The organism is Burkholderia sp. PAMC 26561 (genome assembly GCF_001557535.2).
Classification (GTDB): Bacteria; Pseudomonadota; Gammaproteobacteria; order Burkholderiales; family Burkholderiaceae; genus Caballeronia.
The window spans coordinates 3,335,401-3,348,651 of sequence record NZ_CP014306.1 but is presented as its reverse complement, the minus strand read 5'-3'; the positions used below and the strand labels follow the sequence as shown (position 1 = coordinate 3,348,651).

General features: G+C 61.0%; 12 protein-coding genes. 4 read left to right on the top strand and 8 right to left on the bottom strand.

Translation table 11 applies throughout. From position 1 onward, the window contains the following. Positions 1 to 40: 40 nt before the first annotated feature. The 4 genes from AXG89_RS15350 to wrbA form a co-directional block, all read right to left on the bottom strand. Positions 41 to 844 carry a metallophosphoesterase gene (locus AXG89_RS15350; RefSeq protein ID WP_062170102.1) on the bottom strand — a complete coding sequence of 268 codons (804 nt, stop codon included), beginning with the start codon at positions 842 to 844 and terminating at the stop codon, positions 41 to 43. A 22-nt stretch (positions 845 to 866) separates the two neighbouring features. Beyond that, positions 867 to 2,315, bottom strand: a complete 1,449-nt coding sequence (locus AXG89_RS15345) for an FAD-binding oxidoreductase (protein ID WP_062170101.1) — start codon at positions 2,313 to 2,315, stop codon at positions 867 to 869. Between the two features lie 122 nt (positions 2,316 to 2,437). Then, positions 2,438 to 2,845 (bottom strand): DUF2069 domain-containing protein, encoded by a 408-nt coding sequence (locus tag AXG89_RS15340; RefSeq protein ID WP_062170100.1) that lies wholly within the window; start codon positions 2,843 to 2,845, stop codon positions 2,438 to 2,440. Then, positions 2,845 to 3,447 (bottom strand): NAD(P)H:quinone oxidoreductase, encoded by a 603-nt coding sequence (gene wrbA / locus AXG89_RS15335; RefSeq protein WP_061999743.1) that lies wholly within the window; start codon positions 3,445 to 3,447, stop codon positions 2,845 to 2,847. The genes AXG89_RS15340 and wrbA overlap by 1 nt, the downstream gene beginning before the upstream one ends. Positions 3,448 to 3,564: 117 nt before the next feature. Between wrbA and AXG89_RS15330 the strand changes: the two genes are divergently transcribed. Next, the gene (locus tag AXG89_RS15330) at positions 3,565 to 4,872 is read left to right on the top strand and encodes a YihY family inner membrane protein (protein ID WP_061999742.1); all 1,308 of its coding nucleotides are present in this window, start codon (positions 3,565 to 3,567) and stop codon (positions 4,870 to 4,872) included. Positions 4,873 to 4,879: 7 nt separating this feature from the next. Here the strand turns inward: AXG89_RS15330 and AXG89_RS15325 are convergent, their stop codons facing one another. From AXG89_RS15325 to AXG89_RS15315, 3 genes are all read right to left on the bottom strand, one after another. Next, positions 4,880 to 5,200: an Mpo1-like protein gene (locus AXG89_RS15325; protein ID WP_062000905.1), complete on the bottom strand. Its 321-nt coding sequence runs from the start codon at positions 5,198 to 5,200 to the stop codon at positions 4,880 to 4,882. Positions 5,201 to 5,351: 151 nt separating this feature from the next. Further along, a complete protein-coding gene (locus tag AXG89_RS15320) occupies positions 5,352 to 6,185 on the bottom strand; it encodes an alpha/beta fold hydrolase (RefSeq protein ID WP_062170099.1) in 834 nt (277 codons plus the stop codon). Continuing rightward, entirely contained in the window at positions 6,182 to 7,483 is a 1,302-nt protein-coding gene (locus tag AXG89_RS15315) for an O-acetylhomoserine aminocarboxypropyltransferase (protein WP_062170098.1), read from the bottom strand. The genes AXG89_RS15320 and AXG89_RS15315 overlap by 4 nt, the downstream gene beginning before the upstream one ends. A 253-nt stretch (positions 7,484 to 7,736) precedes the next feature. Here AXG89_RS15315 and AXG89_RS15310 point away from each other — a divergent pair, with 253 nt between their 5' ends. From AXG89_RS15310 to aroC, 3 genes are all read left to right on the top strand, one after another. Next, a complete protein-coding gene (locus tag AXG89_RS15310) occupies positions 7,737 to 8,189 on the top strand; it encodes a CBS domain-containing protein (protein ID WP_061999739.1) in 453 nt (150 codons plus the stop codon). Between the two features lie 156 nt (positions 8,190 to 8,345). Further along, positions 8,346 to 10,280 (top strand): MFS transporter, encoded by a 1,935-nt coding sequence (locus AXG89_RS15305; RefSeq protein WP_062170097.1) that lies wholly within the window; start codon positions 8,346 to 8,348, stop codon positions 10,278 to 10,280. An 82-nt stretch (positions 10,281 to 10,362) separates the two neighbouring features. Further along, positions 10,363 to 11,466, top strand: a complete 1,104-nt coding sequence (aroC, locus tag AXG89_RS15300) for a chorismate synthase (protein ID WP_062170096.1) — start codon at positions 10,363 to 10,365, stop codon at positions 11,464 to 11,466. 77 nt (positions 11,467 to 11,543) lie between these two features. On the opposite strand, the gene AXG89_RS15295 is transcribed toward aroC, so the two are convergent. Then, the gene (locus AXG89_RS15295; RefSeq protein WP_062170095.1) at positions 11,544 to 13,217 is read right to left on the bottom strand and encodes an electron transfer flavoprotein-ubiquinone oxidoreductase; all 1,674 of its coding nucleotides are present in this window, start codon (positions 13,215 to 13,217) and stop codon (positions 11,544 to 11,546) included. Positions 13,218 to 13,251 lie beyond the last annotated feature (34 nt).

Genomic DNA, 13,251 nt, shown 5'->3' with positions numbered 1-13,251 from the left:
AGGCAAACGACCTTCCAGGACGCCACTCGGCGTCCGTCGATCAAATCTCGATTACCTTGTCCCACTCAAATGACGGATTCTCTGGCAAGCCCGTGCGCCGGTCCCGGTAGCCACGCGGATTGCAGACAACCCTTGTTCCTTCCACGAAGTAGTCGAACGCCGTATGCGTGTGGCCATGCACCCACAGTGCAACGGGCTCGCGCACGAGCGATGGCAAGTCGCTGATAAATGACGCCGATACCCGGTCCGTCGCATATTTCTCCGCAAGACTGTCCCTGAGCGGCGCGTGATGCGTGACAACGATCGTCTTGCCATCGAAAGGCTTGGCGAGCTCCTCTTGCAGCCATGCACGCGCTTGCTGGTGCAGCGCCAGAGAATCACTGGCGGTAAAGGAGCGCGGTTCGTCCTCGGGTTCAGGCCACGCCACCTGGATCACGCCCCTGAAGTCGACCATCACACGCTCGGCTTCCTGCATCGAGATACGCAACGCCTCATCGCTCGACCCATACAACGCGAAGTCGGTCCACAGCGTGGTGCCGAGCACGCGCCACTTTCCGTACCGGTCGATCAGCGCGCTGTTGTTCAGGAAATGCACATTCGGCAAGCTGTTCGAAGCACCCTCCATCGCCGTTTCGAGCGCACCGAACTCGCCGTCGTAATACTCGTGATTGCCCGGGACATAAATCACGGGTACGTCGGGACCGAAGTTTTCGGCGGCCCAGCGCAGGCCTTCCGCGTGATTGTGAATATCGCCGGCAAGCACGACGAGATCAGACTCGGCATAGGGAATGGCGAGCGGTTCGTCATGTTCGAGGTGCAGGTCAGACAGAACGCGAATCTTCACGGCGATATTCTCCTTGGTCTCTTCACGATGCGCGCACGTCCGGCAACACCTTGGCCGGATTCATCAAATTCTCGGGGTCGAGTGCGGTCTTGATTGCACGCATCAAGCGTATTTCTACCGGGGACTTATAGTGCATCGCCTCGGCTACCTTCAATTGACCCAGACCGTGTTCGGCGCTGATGCTGCCGTGATAGGCATTCACTTGTTCATAAACGAGCGCATTCACACTCACCTGATGTTCGGCGAGGAAGACTTTCGGGTCGACGCCTGCCGGCGCCTGCACGTTGTAATGGAGATTGCCGTCGCCGAGATGCCCGAAGGTCACCATGCGAACGCCCGGAATGGATCGGGCAATCAGGGCATCGGTTTGCGCGATGAAATCTCCGATGCTTGAGATCGGCACCGAGATGTCGTGCTTGATATTGAGTCCTTCCTGGGCCTGCGCGAGCGGAATGTGCTCGCGCAAATTCCAGAAAGCCCTGGTCTGAGACAGATTTTCCGCGACCACCGCGTCTTGAACCAGGCCTTGCTCCATCGCGTGTTCCATCAGCCGTTCGAACAGAGCGCGGCCGTGTGCTTCGCTTTCGTTATCCGATAGTTCGAGCAGCACGGTCTGACCGTGTTTTTCGGAGAACGGATAACGCATTTGCGGAAAATGCGTGGTCACCAGATGCAGCGCGAAGTCCGACATCAATTCGAAGCCGGTCAATAACGGACCCGCATAACGCTGTGCAGTGGCGAGGAAATCGAGTGCGGCATGAGGCGACTCGAGGGCCGCCAGCGCCGTCACGCGAGCGACGGGCGCCGGATGCAATTTCATCACCGCAGCCGTAACGATGCCGAGCGTCCCTTCCGCGCCAATATAAAGATCGCGCAAGTCGTAACCGGTGTTGTCCTTGCGCAGCCCGCGCAAGCCGTTCCAGACGTCGCCTTGTGGCGTGACCACTTCCAGTCCGAGGCATAACTCGCGTGTGTTTCCATAGCGCAGCACGGCGGTGCCGCCTGCGTTCGTTGAAAGATTTCCGCCGATCGTGCAACTGCCTTCGGCCGCCAGGCTGAGCGCAAAAAGACGCTGTTCCTGTTCGGCGCGCGCCTGAATGTCGGCGAGGATTACACCGGCCTCCACGGTAATGGTGTTGTTGATCGAGTCGATGCTGCGAATACGGTTCATCCTGCGCAAGCTGATGACGACCTGCGTGCCGCTGGCGTCGGGCGTCGCTCCACCGGAATGGCCTGTATTGCCCCCTTGCGGCACGATCGGAAGACGATGTTCGCGCGCAAGCCGCACGACCCTTGCCACTTGTTCTGTGTCGCCCGGAAGAAGCACGGCACATGTTTCACCGCGGTAGCGCTTGCGCCAGTCGGTGAGATACGGCGCGGTGTCGTGCGAATCGGTGAGGACATTCGCGGCGCCGATCGCCTCGATGCAGGCTTCCACGAAGTACTTTGAACGGTCGTTGGTTGTGGTCATGAGTGTCAGTTGATTCAATAGCGTTGGCTTGCGCGGCAGGCGTTGACGCAGTATTGCCCGAACGTGGCCCTGGCGAAACCTGGCCGAGTGGCATAGGGCTCCGTTACACCGGCGGATCCATGCTACAAACCATTCTGGTCGGCGGCAGCTCCGGTTCCCTGGCGCTTCGCCGCGCGGGCAGCGCGCTTGAACGGCGCGACAAAAGCAAGCGCGCAGACGAAGTACACGAGCGCAAGCACGGCTTCAATCCAGCCGAGGCGCGCCGACAACCCGCCGTCTGTCATGCCGCGGACAATGCCTTCGGCGAAGTAGAGCAGGACGAGCATCGACGCCCACTGCAGCGTGTACAGGTTGCGCCTGAATGTGCCTCGAAGCGCGAACGCGAGCGGGATCGCCTTGAGTGCGAGCGCCGAGCCGCCGGGACGCAAAGGCGCAAGCCACAGCTCCCACGCGAGCGACAACGCAATCAGCGCGATCAGGCTGAAAAACGCGATGCGCGCGGAAGCCCCGTTGGCAGGCGTGGCGCTCATCAGGCGTTGCGCAGAAGTTTGAGCGCGGTTTGAGCGAGACGCGCCCCGAGCGCGATGGCGAGCGCCTTCTCATCGGCCGAAATGCCGATGTCAGCCGTTTCTGCGCGCGCGAAATGGGACGCGCCGTAGGGCGTGCCGCCGGTTTGCGTGGTGGTCAGCTTTGGCTCGGTGTACGGAATGCCCACGATCAGCATGCCGTGGTGAAGCAAGGGCAGCATCATGGAAAGCAGGGTGCTTTCCTGACCGCCGTGCAGGCTGCCGGTGGACGTAAAAACGCTCGCGGGTTTTCCGGCGAGCGCGCCGGAAAGCCATTGCGGCGAGGTTCCATCGAGGAAATATTTGAGCGGCGCAGCCATGTTGCCGAAGCGCGTCGGCGAGCCGAGCGCAAGTCCCGCGCATTCTTCCAGGTCGCGTACTTCGGCGTAGGGCGGACCGTCGGAGGGAATGTCCGGCTGCGTTGCTTCGCAAACGGTCGAGACGGAGGGCACGGTGCGCACGCGCGCCTGCATGCCGGGCACGCTGTCGACGCCCTGCGCAATCGCCTGGGCAAGTTCGCGGGTGGCGCCGTTGCGGCTGTAATAAAGCACGAGAATGTCGTTCATGGGCCTTTTCGGTGAACGGGTATTATAAGGACCGGGTGTGCGAAGTGCTTTTGGTGGTCGTCCGCCACTATTTGTACCGAATCGCAAACTCGTTGTAACGATTGAGGAGAGAGTTTCTTGTTGAAGTTTCCCATCGATCTCGACACGACGAAACGGCTCGCCGGATTCGTCGCGCGTCGAACGGGTGAGGATCGCGTCGCGCAGGTGGCAGGCAGCCTGACGTTTACCACCGTGCTGTCGCTCGTGCCGCTCGCCACCGTCGCGTTCGCGTTGTTCACGGCGTTTCCGATCTTCGCCTCGTTTCAGATGTCGTTGCAGGATTTTCTTGCATCGCATCTCATGCCGTCGCAGATCAACAGCCAGATCTTCAAGTACCTGAACCAGTTTGCATCGAAGGCGAAAGGGCTGACCACGGTCGGCATGATCATCTTGTTCGTCACGTCGGTGATGACCATGATGACCGTCGAGTCGGCGTTCAACGTGATCTGGCGCGTGCGCAAATCGCGGCCGCTGGCGCAACGCATCCTGGTTTATTGGGCAATTATCACGCTCGGGCCGATCCTGTTCGGCGTGAGTTTGTCCATGTCGTCCTATTTGTTTGCTCAGTCCATCGCGTTCGCCGGGTCGCATAATCTTTTGCCGCCGGGGATCGAATGGGCGCTCACGAGTGCAACCCTGCCATTTACGGTTGTGGCGTTCGCGATGCTTTACGTCTTTCTGCCGAACTGCAAGGTGGCATGGCGCGATGCGCTGGTCGGCGGCCTGATCGCGGCGATTGCGTTCGAATTGACCAAGCGCGGTTTCGGTTACTACGTGCGCCGCATTCCCACTTATACGGCCGTCTACGGCGCGTTTGCGGCGTTGCCGGTGTTCCTGTTATGGGTCTATCTCTGCTGGATGATCACGTTGATTGGAGCGATGGTCACGTCGGCGTTGCCGGCCATTCGCACCGGCCAGTTTCATCGAGCGGACTTCCCGGGCAGCGATTTGCTGGATGCCCTCGAGTTGCTCGCGCGGCTCGCCGAAGCGCGCGATGCCGGCAAGCCCGGCTATACGGGGCTTGAGCTCGCAAGCATGCTGCGCTGTGACATGGATACCACCATGCGGCTTGTGCGCAAGCTCGATGACCTGGAATGGGTTGCGCGGCTCGAGAACCTGCGCGTGCCGCGTTATGTGCTGATCGCCAGTCCGCAGCAGATCACGGTGTCGAGTCTCTTCGATTTGTTCGTGATCGACCGCGAAGAACTGGACTATCAGTTGCGCCTCGATTCATCGCATATTGACGATGCAACCCTGATGAACGCGCTGAGCAACGACAAGATGGATGTCACGCTTGCCACGCTGCTTGCTGCGCGCACTGCTTCCCGGGAAGCTCGTGCGCATGAATCTGAAAACGCAGCGTCAATGCCGCGTCAGACCGCTTGACCGGCGCCTAAAGCGAAATCCTGCCAATACAGATGTCCTTGAACATCACCCAGTCGCCCATCAGGCTATAAAGCGGATGGCGAAACGTGGCGGGGCGGTTTTTCTCGAAGAAGAAATGGCCAACCCAGGCAAAGCCGTAGCCGCAAATGACCGCGGCCGGAAGCCAGAGCCAGTCATCCGTTGCGATGGCCATGGCCAGGCAACCAATCACCCCCAACGAACCAATGAAATGAAGCCGCCGCGACACCACGTTGCGGTGCTCTTCGAGATAGTACGGATAAAACTCCGCGAAGCTCGCAAAGTGATCCGAATGAGCGGTCTGGGCCATGACAATCTCCGTGTCGGGCGATGCCTGCAAAGCAGGCGAGCAAGATTCATTCTCCGGCTAACACGGCAATGGCGCAACCGGGAACTCGCGCCGTCGCGGGAATTTTCAGCACCCCACCCATTCGGCTGATAGCGCATTTCGGATGCGCCCGTTAAGCTTGGTTCATGCTGTTTTTCTTCGCAAAACCGAATAGCGCAGCAAGGGTCGCATCAGGTTGTTCGCTCATGAGCGCGTGGCCTGCGTCCAGTACAACGGTGTCCACCGGAACGCCCGCGTGTTTCATTGCATCGACAAGTGCGCGGCTCGCGCGGGGCGGTGTCATCGCGTCGCGCTTGCCCGTCACTATCTGCACCGGACACTGCAACGCTGCGGCGCGTTCAAGGCCATCCGCGTAGGCATTGCAGGCGCTGAAATCAGTGTGAAAGAGTTGCGGCTCGCCGCGAACGGCCATGCGTTCCATCAGGCGCTGGTTCGATCCGTGCAGCCAGAAGCCCGGGCCCGGGCTCGAAGGTTTCGCGGCGATCGAGGAATGCGACCACTGGTTCACCATGTCAATGGCGTCAGGTTCGCGGTCACGGGCGGCATTGAGGAGGGCGTCGGACACGGTCATCGGAAATGCGGTGGCGAGCAGCGAAAGGCAGGTCACGCGCGATGGATGGCGCGCGGCGGTATCGAGGGCAATCAATGAGCCCATGCTGTGGCCGATCAGCATGGCGCGGCTTACCTTCGCGGCGTCCAGCAGCGCGATGACCCAGTCGGCCAGCGCGGCGATGCTCGGCTTCGCCGGCCCGGCGCTGCGGCCATGCCCGGGAAGATCAACGGCAAGAACGCTCAGGCCGTGATGAGCAAAGTAGCGGGTCTGCAGCGCCCAGACGCTGTGATCGTGCTGCGCGCCGTGAATGAACACGGCCACAGGACGTCCGGCCTCGAACGCGTGGCCGCCGGTGTATGCGTAGGCGGGTGCGCCGCCGACATCGAGCATCATGCGCGGCTCCCTTCGCTTTTTTGCGATGCCTTCAGTCCGCGCTTGAGGTCGTCGATGAGATCGTCAGGATCTTCCAGGCCAATCGACAGCCGGATACGGCCTGGCGCGATTCCGGCGGCGGCAAGGGCGGCTGCGTCCATGCGGAAATGCGTGGTCGATGCAGGATGGATGACGAGCGAACGTGCGTCGCCGACATTGGCCAGATGGGAAAACAAGGTCAGCGATTCTATGAAGCGCCGTGCCGCCGCCACGTCGCCGCGCAGATCGAAGCTGAAAACAGCACCCGCGCCGCGTGGCAGGAGTCGCTTGGCGAGCGCGTAATCGCGATGGCTTTCCAGTTCCGGATACGCCACGCCTTCGACTGCCGGATTCGCAAGCAGGAACTCGACGACCTTGCGCGTATTGGCAACGTGCCTGTCCATGCGCAGCGGCAGGGTCTCGATGCCTTGCAGCAGTTGCCACGCAGCCTGCGGATGCAGACATGCGCCGAAATCGCGCAGGCCCTCGCGGCGGGCGCGCAGCAGAAATGGCGCGACCGTGCTCTCTTCGGCGAAGACCATGCCGTGAAAGCCATCGTAGGGTTCGGTGAATTCGGGGAAAAGGGCGCTCGCGGTGAAGTCGAATGTGCCGCCGTCGACCAGCACGCCGCCTATGGTCGTGCCGTGGCCGCCCAGGAATTTGGTCGCGGAATGGTAGACGAAGTCGGCGCCATGATCGAACGGGCGCAGCAAATAGGGCGTGGTGAAGGTCGAATCCACGAGCAACGGCACGCGGTTCTCGTGCGCGATTTCAGCGATGGTCGCGATATCCAGAACATCGAGGCCGGGGTTCCCCAGCGTCTCGCCGAACAGGAGGCGCGTATTCGGCCGGATTGCGGCTCGCCAGGCATCGGGATCGTGGGGCGGCACGAACGTGGTGTCTATGCCGAAGCGCCGCAGCGTGTAGTGCAGCAGGTTGTGCGAGCCGCCATAAAGCGCGCTGGACGCAATAATGTGGGAGCCTGCGCCCATCAGCGTGGCGATCGCGAGATGCAGCGCGGCCTGTCCGCTCGCCGTGCCGATTGCGCCCACGCCGCCTTCGAGCGCCGCCACTCGCTCTTCGAAAACGGCGACTGTCGGATTCGATATGCGCGAATAAACGTGGCCGGAGCGCTCCATGTTGAAGAGCGACGCGGCGTGATCCGTGTCTCGAAATGAGAACGACGTGGTCTGGTAGATCGGCGTGGCGCGCGCGCCGGTAGTGGGGTCGGGCGCGGCGCCCGCATGCAGTACAAGGGTATCGAAGCGGTTGGCGGACATCGTGGGCGGGCTACCATGGGAAAGGGTCATTTATCGTAACATCGGGTATGGCGGGACAAACTTGGGGTAGACGCGAGCGTCGGCGCGCTTCAACGGCGTGAGCATCCCAGTGCGGCAAAGCTAAGGGTTGACTCGGCGCAAAAGCCCGCCCGATATGCTTCCCCAGACGAATCACGGGTGCCTGCGCGCTTCCTTTTTAACCGTCTTTCCGCTAGGATCGACAGACAGTCAGGCTTTTCGCGAGGAGACAATCATGCGAGTCAGCGACATTTTGAACGTCAAGGGCAACGCGCTCTTCACGGTAACGCCCGATACGCCGTTGAGCGAAGCCATTGACGCAATGGCGTCACACGACATCGGTTCACTGGTGGTCATTGAATACGGTGATCTTGCAGGCATGCTGACGTTCCGCGAGATCATCCAGATCCTGAGCAAGAACGGCGGCAGCGTAGGCACGTTCACCATCCGCAAGGTCATGGACGACCATCCCATCACCTGTACGCCGGAAACCGACGTAAACGAAGTACGCCGCATGATGCTCGAGCACCACGTGCGCTACTTGCCGGTCATGGAAAAGGGCATCCTCATGGGTGTGATTTCTTTCTACGACGTCGCGAAAGCCGTGGTGGAGGAACAAGGTTTCGAGAACAAGATGCTCAAGGCCTATATTCGCGACTGGCCCGAGCAGCAAGAAGAAGCGCGCTGAACCCGGCAAACGCACAATCGCGATTAGCCTTTTAGCGCGTGTCAAACGCTCGCAACAATGCGCGCCCGGTCCGGCGCGCATTTTTTTCGTCTCGAAGCCGGCGCCGCATTGCGTGGCCCGGCGCCAAGGTCTCTCAGCTACCAACTCCAATAATCCATGAGCGAACTACCTGCTTCCGCCCGCGAGAAACCCGCAAAGCCCGCACACGGCGACGGCCAGTTTCGCCTCTTGAGCGAGCGCCGTTTTGCACCATTTTTCTGGACGCAGTTTCTCGGGGCGCTCAACGACAACGTCTTCAAGGTCGGCTTCACGTCGCTCGTGACGTTTCAGGCCGCCCGTTTTTCGGGCGTCGATCCAAAAACCGCTGCCTTTTTGATATCGGCCATCTTCATCTTGCCGTTCGTGCTGTTTTCGGCGACATCGGGCCAGATTGCCGATAAATACGACAAAGCCACGCTCACGCGTCTTGTGAAGACCTTCGAAATCGCCGTGATGCTGGTTGGCGGCACGGGATTCGTGCTTCACAGCGCGCCGTTGCTCTACCTGTGCACCTTCCTGATGGGCGTCCATTCGACCGTTTTCGGCCCGGTGAAATACGCGTACCTGCCACAGCATTTGCAGCCGTCCGAACTCGTGGGTGGTAACGGACTCGTCGAGATGGGGACGTTCGTGGCAATTTTGATCGGCACGATCATCGGCGGCGCGTCGGCCGGGTGGATGGAGCATGGTGCGATTCTGCTCGCCGTGTGCTGCGTCGCAGTCGCGTTGATTGGCCGCGTGGCGTCGAGTTTCGTGCCCAGCACGGCGGCGCTTCAGCCCGATTTGAAGATCAACTGGAATCCCTTCACCGAAACGTGGCGCAATCTCGCGCTTGCACGCCGCGACCGGACTGTATTCCTGAGCCTGCTCGGTATCTCGTGGCTATGGTTTGTCGGCGCGACTTTCCTCACGTCGTTTTTCAACTTCGCCAAAGATGTGCTGTCGGCGAATCCCGACGTGGTCACTCTGTTGCTGGGGACGTTTTCGATAGGCATCGGCACAGGTTCGCTTCTGTGTGAAAAGCTCTCGAAGCGGCGCGTCGAGATCGGGCTTGTTCCGCTGGGATCGATTGGTATCAGCGTGTTTGCCATCGACCTGTTTTTTGCGAGCCATAAGATCGTTCCGGCCGGTCACTTGATGGGCGTTGCCGAATTCCTCCAGATCGGCGTCCACTGGCGCATTCTGGCGGACCTGTTCCTGCTCGCCATGTTCGGCGGTTTTTACAGCGTCCCGCTGTACGCGCTGATCCAGGCGCGCAGCCAGCCGACGCATCGCGCGCGGATCATTGCCGCGAACAATATCCTCAACTCGTTTTTCATGATCGTGTCGGCGCTGATGGCCATGGGATTGACGTCAGCGGGCGTGGGCATTCCGGGACTGTTCCTCACCACGGCGTTGCTCAATATCGTGGTGGCCGCCTACATCTATTCGCTCGTGCCCGAATTCCTGCTGCGGTTTCTCGCGTGGATTCTCGTGCACACGTTCTACCGGATCAGGCTTGTCAACGCCGAGCGGATTCCCGGGCACGGCGCGGCTGTGCTGGTCTGCAACCATGTGAGTTTCGTCGATGCCATCGTGATCATGTCGGAAAGTCCCCGGCCGATTCGCTTCGTGATGGATCATCGGATTTTTCGCTCGCCGCTGATCGGCTGGCTCTTTCGCCATGTAAAGGCAATTCCGATCGCGCCGGCCCACGAAGACGCGGCGCTGCTCGAAAAGGCCTACGATGCCTGCGGCCGCGCGCTTGCCGAAGGCGACCTCGTCTGCATCTTCCCCGAAGGCAAGCTGACGCGAACGGGTGAACTGAACCCGTTCCGCCACGGCATCAGCGAGATTCTGAGACGCCGGTCGGCGCCGGTCATACCGCTGGCGCTGCGTGGTTTGTGGGGCAGCGTCTTTTCCCGTTATGGGGACACGAGCTGGCCGCGTCCGATCCAGCGCGGCGTGATGAGCCGGCTGACGCTGGCGGTTGGCGAGCCGATCGATCCCGCCGATGCCACCCCGGAACACTTGCAACAACTCGTTGCGACGCTCCGGGGCGCCCGCAAGTAGGCGCAAACAGGGGCGGAACGAGGCTGGAAGGGCTCCCGGCTGGCATAATATCGGCTCTCTCGATATTTTCAGGACGACGCTCATGTCCGGCAACACACTCGGCACGCTTTTCACCGTCACGAACTTCGGCGAGTCGCATGGTCCTGCGATCGGTTGCGTGATCGACGGCTGCCCGCCGGGAATGGCGCTGACCGAAGCCGATATCCAGATCGAGCTCGATCGACGCAAACCCGGCACGTCGCGCCATGTGACCCAGCGTCAGGAAGCCGATCAGGTCGAGATCCTTTCGGGTGTTTTCGAAGGCAGGACGACCGGCACGCCGATCGCCTTGCTGATTCGCAACACCGATCAGCGCAGCAAGGATTACGGCAATATCGCGGAGACGTTTCGTCCCGGACACGCCGATTACACGTACTGGCAGAAATATGGAATCCGCGATTATCGTGGCGGCGGCCGCTCTTCGGCGCGCTTGACGGCGCCGACAGTGGCGGCCGGTGCGGTCGCGAAGAAGTGGCTGCGGGAACGGTATGGCATCGAAACCCACGGCTTCATGAGCGCGCTCGGCGAGATCCCGATTCCATTCGTGGCATGGGAACACGTGCGTGAAAATCCGTTTTTCGCGCCGAATGCCGAGATCGTGCCGCGTCTCGAGGAATACATGGACGCGCTGCGCCACGACGGCGACTCGATCGGCGCGCGCATCGGCGTGATTGCAACGGGCGTGCCGGCGGGTTTGGGCGAGCCGCTCTATGACCGTCTCGATGCTGACATCGCCAAGGCGATGATGGGCATCAATGCCGTGAAGGGTGTCGAAATCGGCGCGGGCTTTGCGAGCGTCGCGCAACGCGGCAGCGTTCACGGCGACGAGATGACGCCGGAAGGTTTCGCCGCGAACAACGCAGGCGGCGTGCTCGGCGGGATTTCGAGCGGGCAGGACATTACGGTGTCTATCGCAATCAAGCCGACGTCGAGCATCCGCACGCCGCGTGAATCCATCGACAAAGCTGGTCATGCAGCCATCGTCGAAACTTTCGGCCGCCACGATCCGTGCGTCGGGATTCGCGCGACCCCTATCGCCGAAGCACTGCTCGCGCTGGTCCTGATCGATCACGCGCTGCGACATCGCGCGCAGAATGGCGATGTCGAGACGACTACGCCTCACATCGCGGCGCACATCCCCGAATAAAAAATCGCCGGTTCTCACAAAGAACCGGCGTTTTTTTCAAGCGTTCAGGCCTTCTAACCGTCAATCCAGCCGAACGATCACATGTTCGGATAGTTCGGACCGCCGCCGCCTTCAGGCGGAACCCACACGATATTCTGCGTCGGGTCCTTGATATCGCACGTCTTGCAGTGGACGCAGTTTTGCGCGTTGATTTGCAGGCGCTCGGTGCCGTCGTCGTTTTTCACGAACTCGTACACCTGCGCCGGGCAATAACGGCTTTCCGGTCCGGCGTACGTGCGCAGATTCACATCGACCGGAACCGACGCATCCTTCAGCGTCAAATGCGGCGGCTGGTTCTCGTCGTGATTCGTGTTCGATATGAACACCGACGTGAGCCGGTCGAACGTCAGCTTGCCATCCGGCTTCGGATAAACAATCGGCTTGCATTGCGATGCCGGCTTGAGCGTTTCGTTATCGGCGTGCTGATGGTGCAGCGTCCAGGGCACGTTGCCGCCCAGCAGCTTCTGTTCGAGGCCGACCATGAACGTGCCCATGTACAGGCCCTTGCTCATCCACTGCTTGAAATTGCGGGCGCGATACAGCTCGGTCTTGAGCCACGAGTTATTGAACGATTCCGGGTATGCGGTCAGTTCATCGGCCTCGCGGCCGGCTTGCACTGCGTCGAACGCCGCTTCCGCCGCCATCTTGCCGGATTTGATTGCCGCGTGACTGCCCTTGATCCGCGATGCATTCAGGAACCCGGCATCGTCGCCGACCAGCGCGCCGCCCTTGAACACCAGCTTCGGCAGCGACATGAGGCCGCCGGCCACGATCGCGCGCGCGCCATACGACACGCGCTTGCCGCCTTCCAGGAACGTACGGATTGCAGGATGCGTCTTGTAGCGCTGGAACTCCTCGAACGGCGACAGATACGGATTCGAGTACCCGAGGCCCACGACAAAACCGACCATTACCTGGTTATTGTCCATGTGATAGAGGAACGAGCCGCCGTAGGTATCGGTTTCGAGCGGCCAGCCGGCGGTATGAATCACCAGACCCGGCTTGTGCTTGGCCGGGTCGATTGTCCAGAGTTCCTTGATGCCGAGGCCATAGACCTGCGGATCGGCGTCGCGGCCGAGCTTGAATTTGTCCATCAACTGCCGGCCGAGATTGCCGCGCGCGCCTTCGCAAAAGAGCGTGTATTTGGCGTGCAATTCCATGCCGAGCTGGAAATTGCCGGTCGGCTCGCCGTTCTTGCCCACGCCCAGGTTGCCGGTCGCCACGCCGCGCACGGCGCCGTCTTCCGTGTAGAGCACTTCGGCTGCAGGAAAGCCCGGGAATATCTCGACGCCCAGCGCTTCCGCCTGCTGGCCGAGCCAGCGGGTAACGTTAGCCAGCGAAATGACGTAGTTGCCGTGGTTCTTGAAGTTGTCCGGGAGCAACCAGTTCGGGACTTGCTTCGCGCTGTCCTGCGACAGGAACAGAAAGCGGTCTTCGGTCACTTCCACGTCGAGCGGCGCGCCTTGTGTCTTCCAGTCGGGCAGCAATTCGCTGAGCGCGCGTGGGTCCATGACGGCGCCGGAGAGGATGTGCGCACCAATCTCGGAGCCTTTCTCCAGCACGCATACGCCGAGTTCGACGCCTTTTTCCTGCGCAAGCTGTTTCAGCCGGATGGCCGCAGAAAGTCCCGCAGGGCCGCCGCCCACGATCACGACGTCGTACTCCATGGACTCACGGGGACCGTACTGCTCGATGAGACTCGCCGGGGTCATCCAATGCTCCTGTCTAACGTTAGAATGCTTTTTT

Bases quoted from the DNA above. Each gene is read 5' to 3' on its own strand.
- AXG89_RS15345 (WP_062170101.1), bottom strand. From the start codon at position 2,315: ATGACCACAACCAACGACCGTTCAAAGTACTTCGTGGAAGCCTGCATC.
- AXG89_RS15340 (WP_062170100.1), bottom strand. From the start codon at position 2,845: ATGAGCGCCACGCCTGCCAACGGGGCTTCCGCGCGCATCGCGTTTTTC.
- wrbA (WP_061999743.1), bottom strand. From the start codon at position 3,447: ATGAACGACATTCTCGTGCTTTATTACAGCCGCAACGGCGCCACCCGC.
- AXG89_RS15325 (WP_062000905.1), bottom strand. From the start codon at position 5,200: ATGGCCCAGACCGCTCATTCGGATCACTTTGCGAGCTTCGCGGAGTTT.
- AXG89_RS15320 (WP_062170099.1), bottom strand. From the start codon at position 6,185: ATGATGCTCGATGTCGGCGGCGCACCCGCCTACGCATACACCGGCGGC.
- AXG89_RS15315 (WP_062170098.1), bottom strand. From the start codon at position 7,483: ATGTCCGCCAACCGCTTCGATACCCTTGTACTGCATGCGGGCGCCGCG.
- AXG89_RS15310 (WP_061999739.1), top strand. From the start codon at position 7,737: ATGCGAGTCAGCGACATTTTGAACGTCAAGGGCAACGCGCTCTTCACG.
- AXG89_RS15305 (WP_062170097.1), top strand. From the start codon at position 8,346: ATGAGCGAACTACCTGCTTCCGCCCGCGAGAAACCCGCAAAGCCCGCA.
- aroC (WP_062170096.1), top strand. From the start codon at position 10,363: ATGTCCGGCAACACACTCGGCACGCTTTTCACCGTCACGAACTTCGGC.
- AXG89_RS15295 (WP_062170095.1), bottom strand. From the start codon at position 13,217: ATGACCCCGGCGAGTCTCATCGAGCAGTACGGTCCCCGTGAGTCCATG.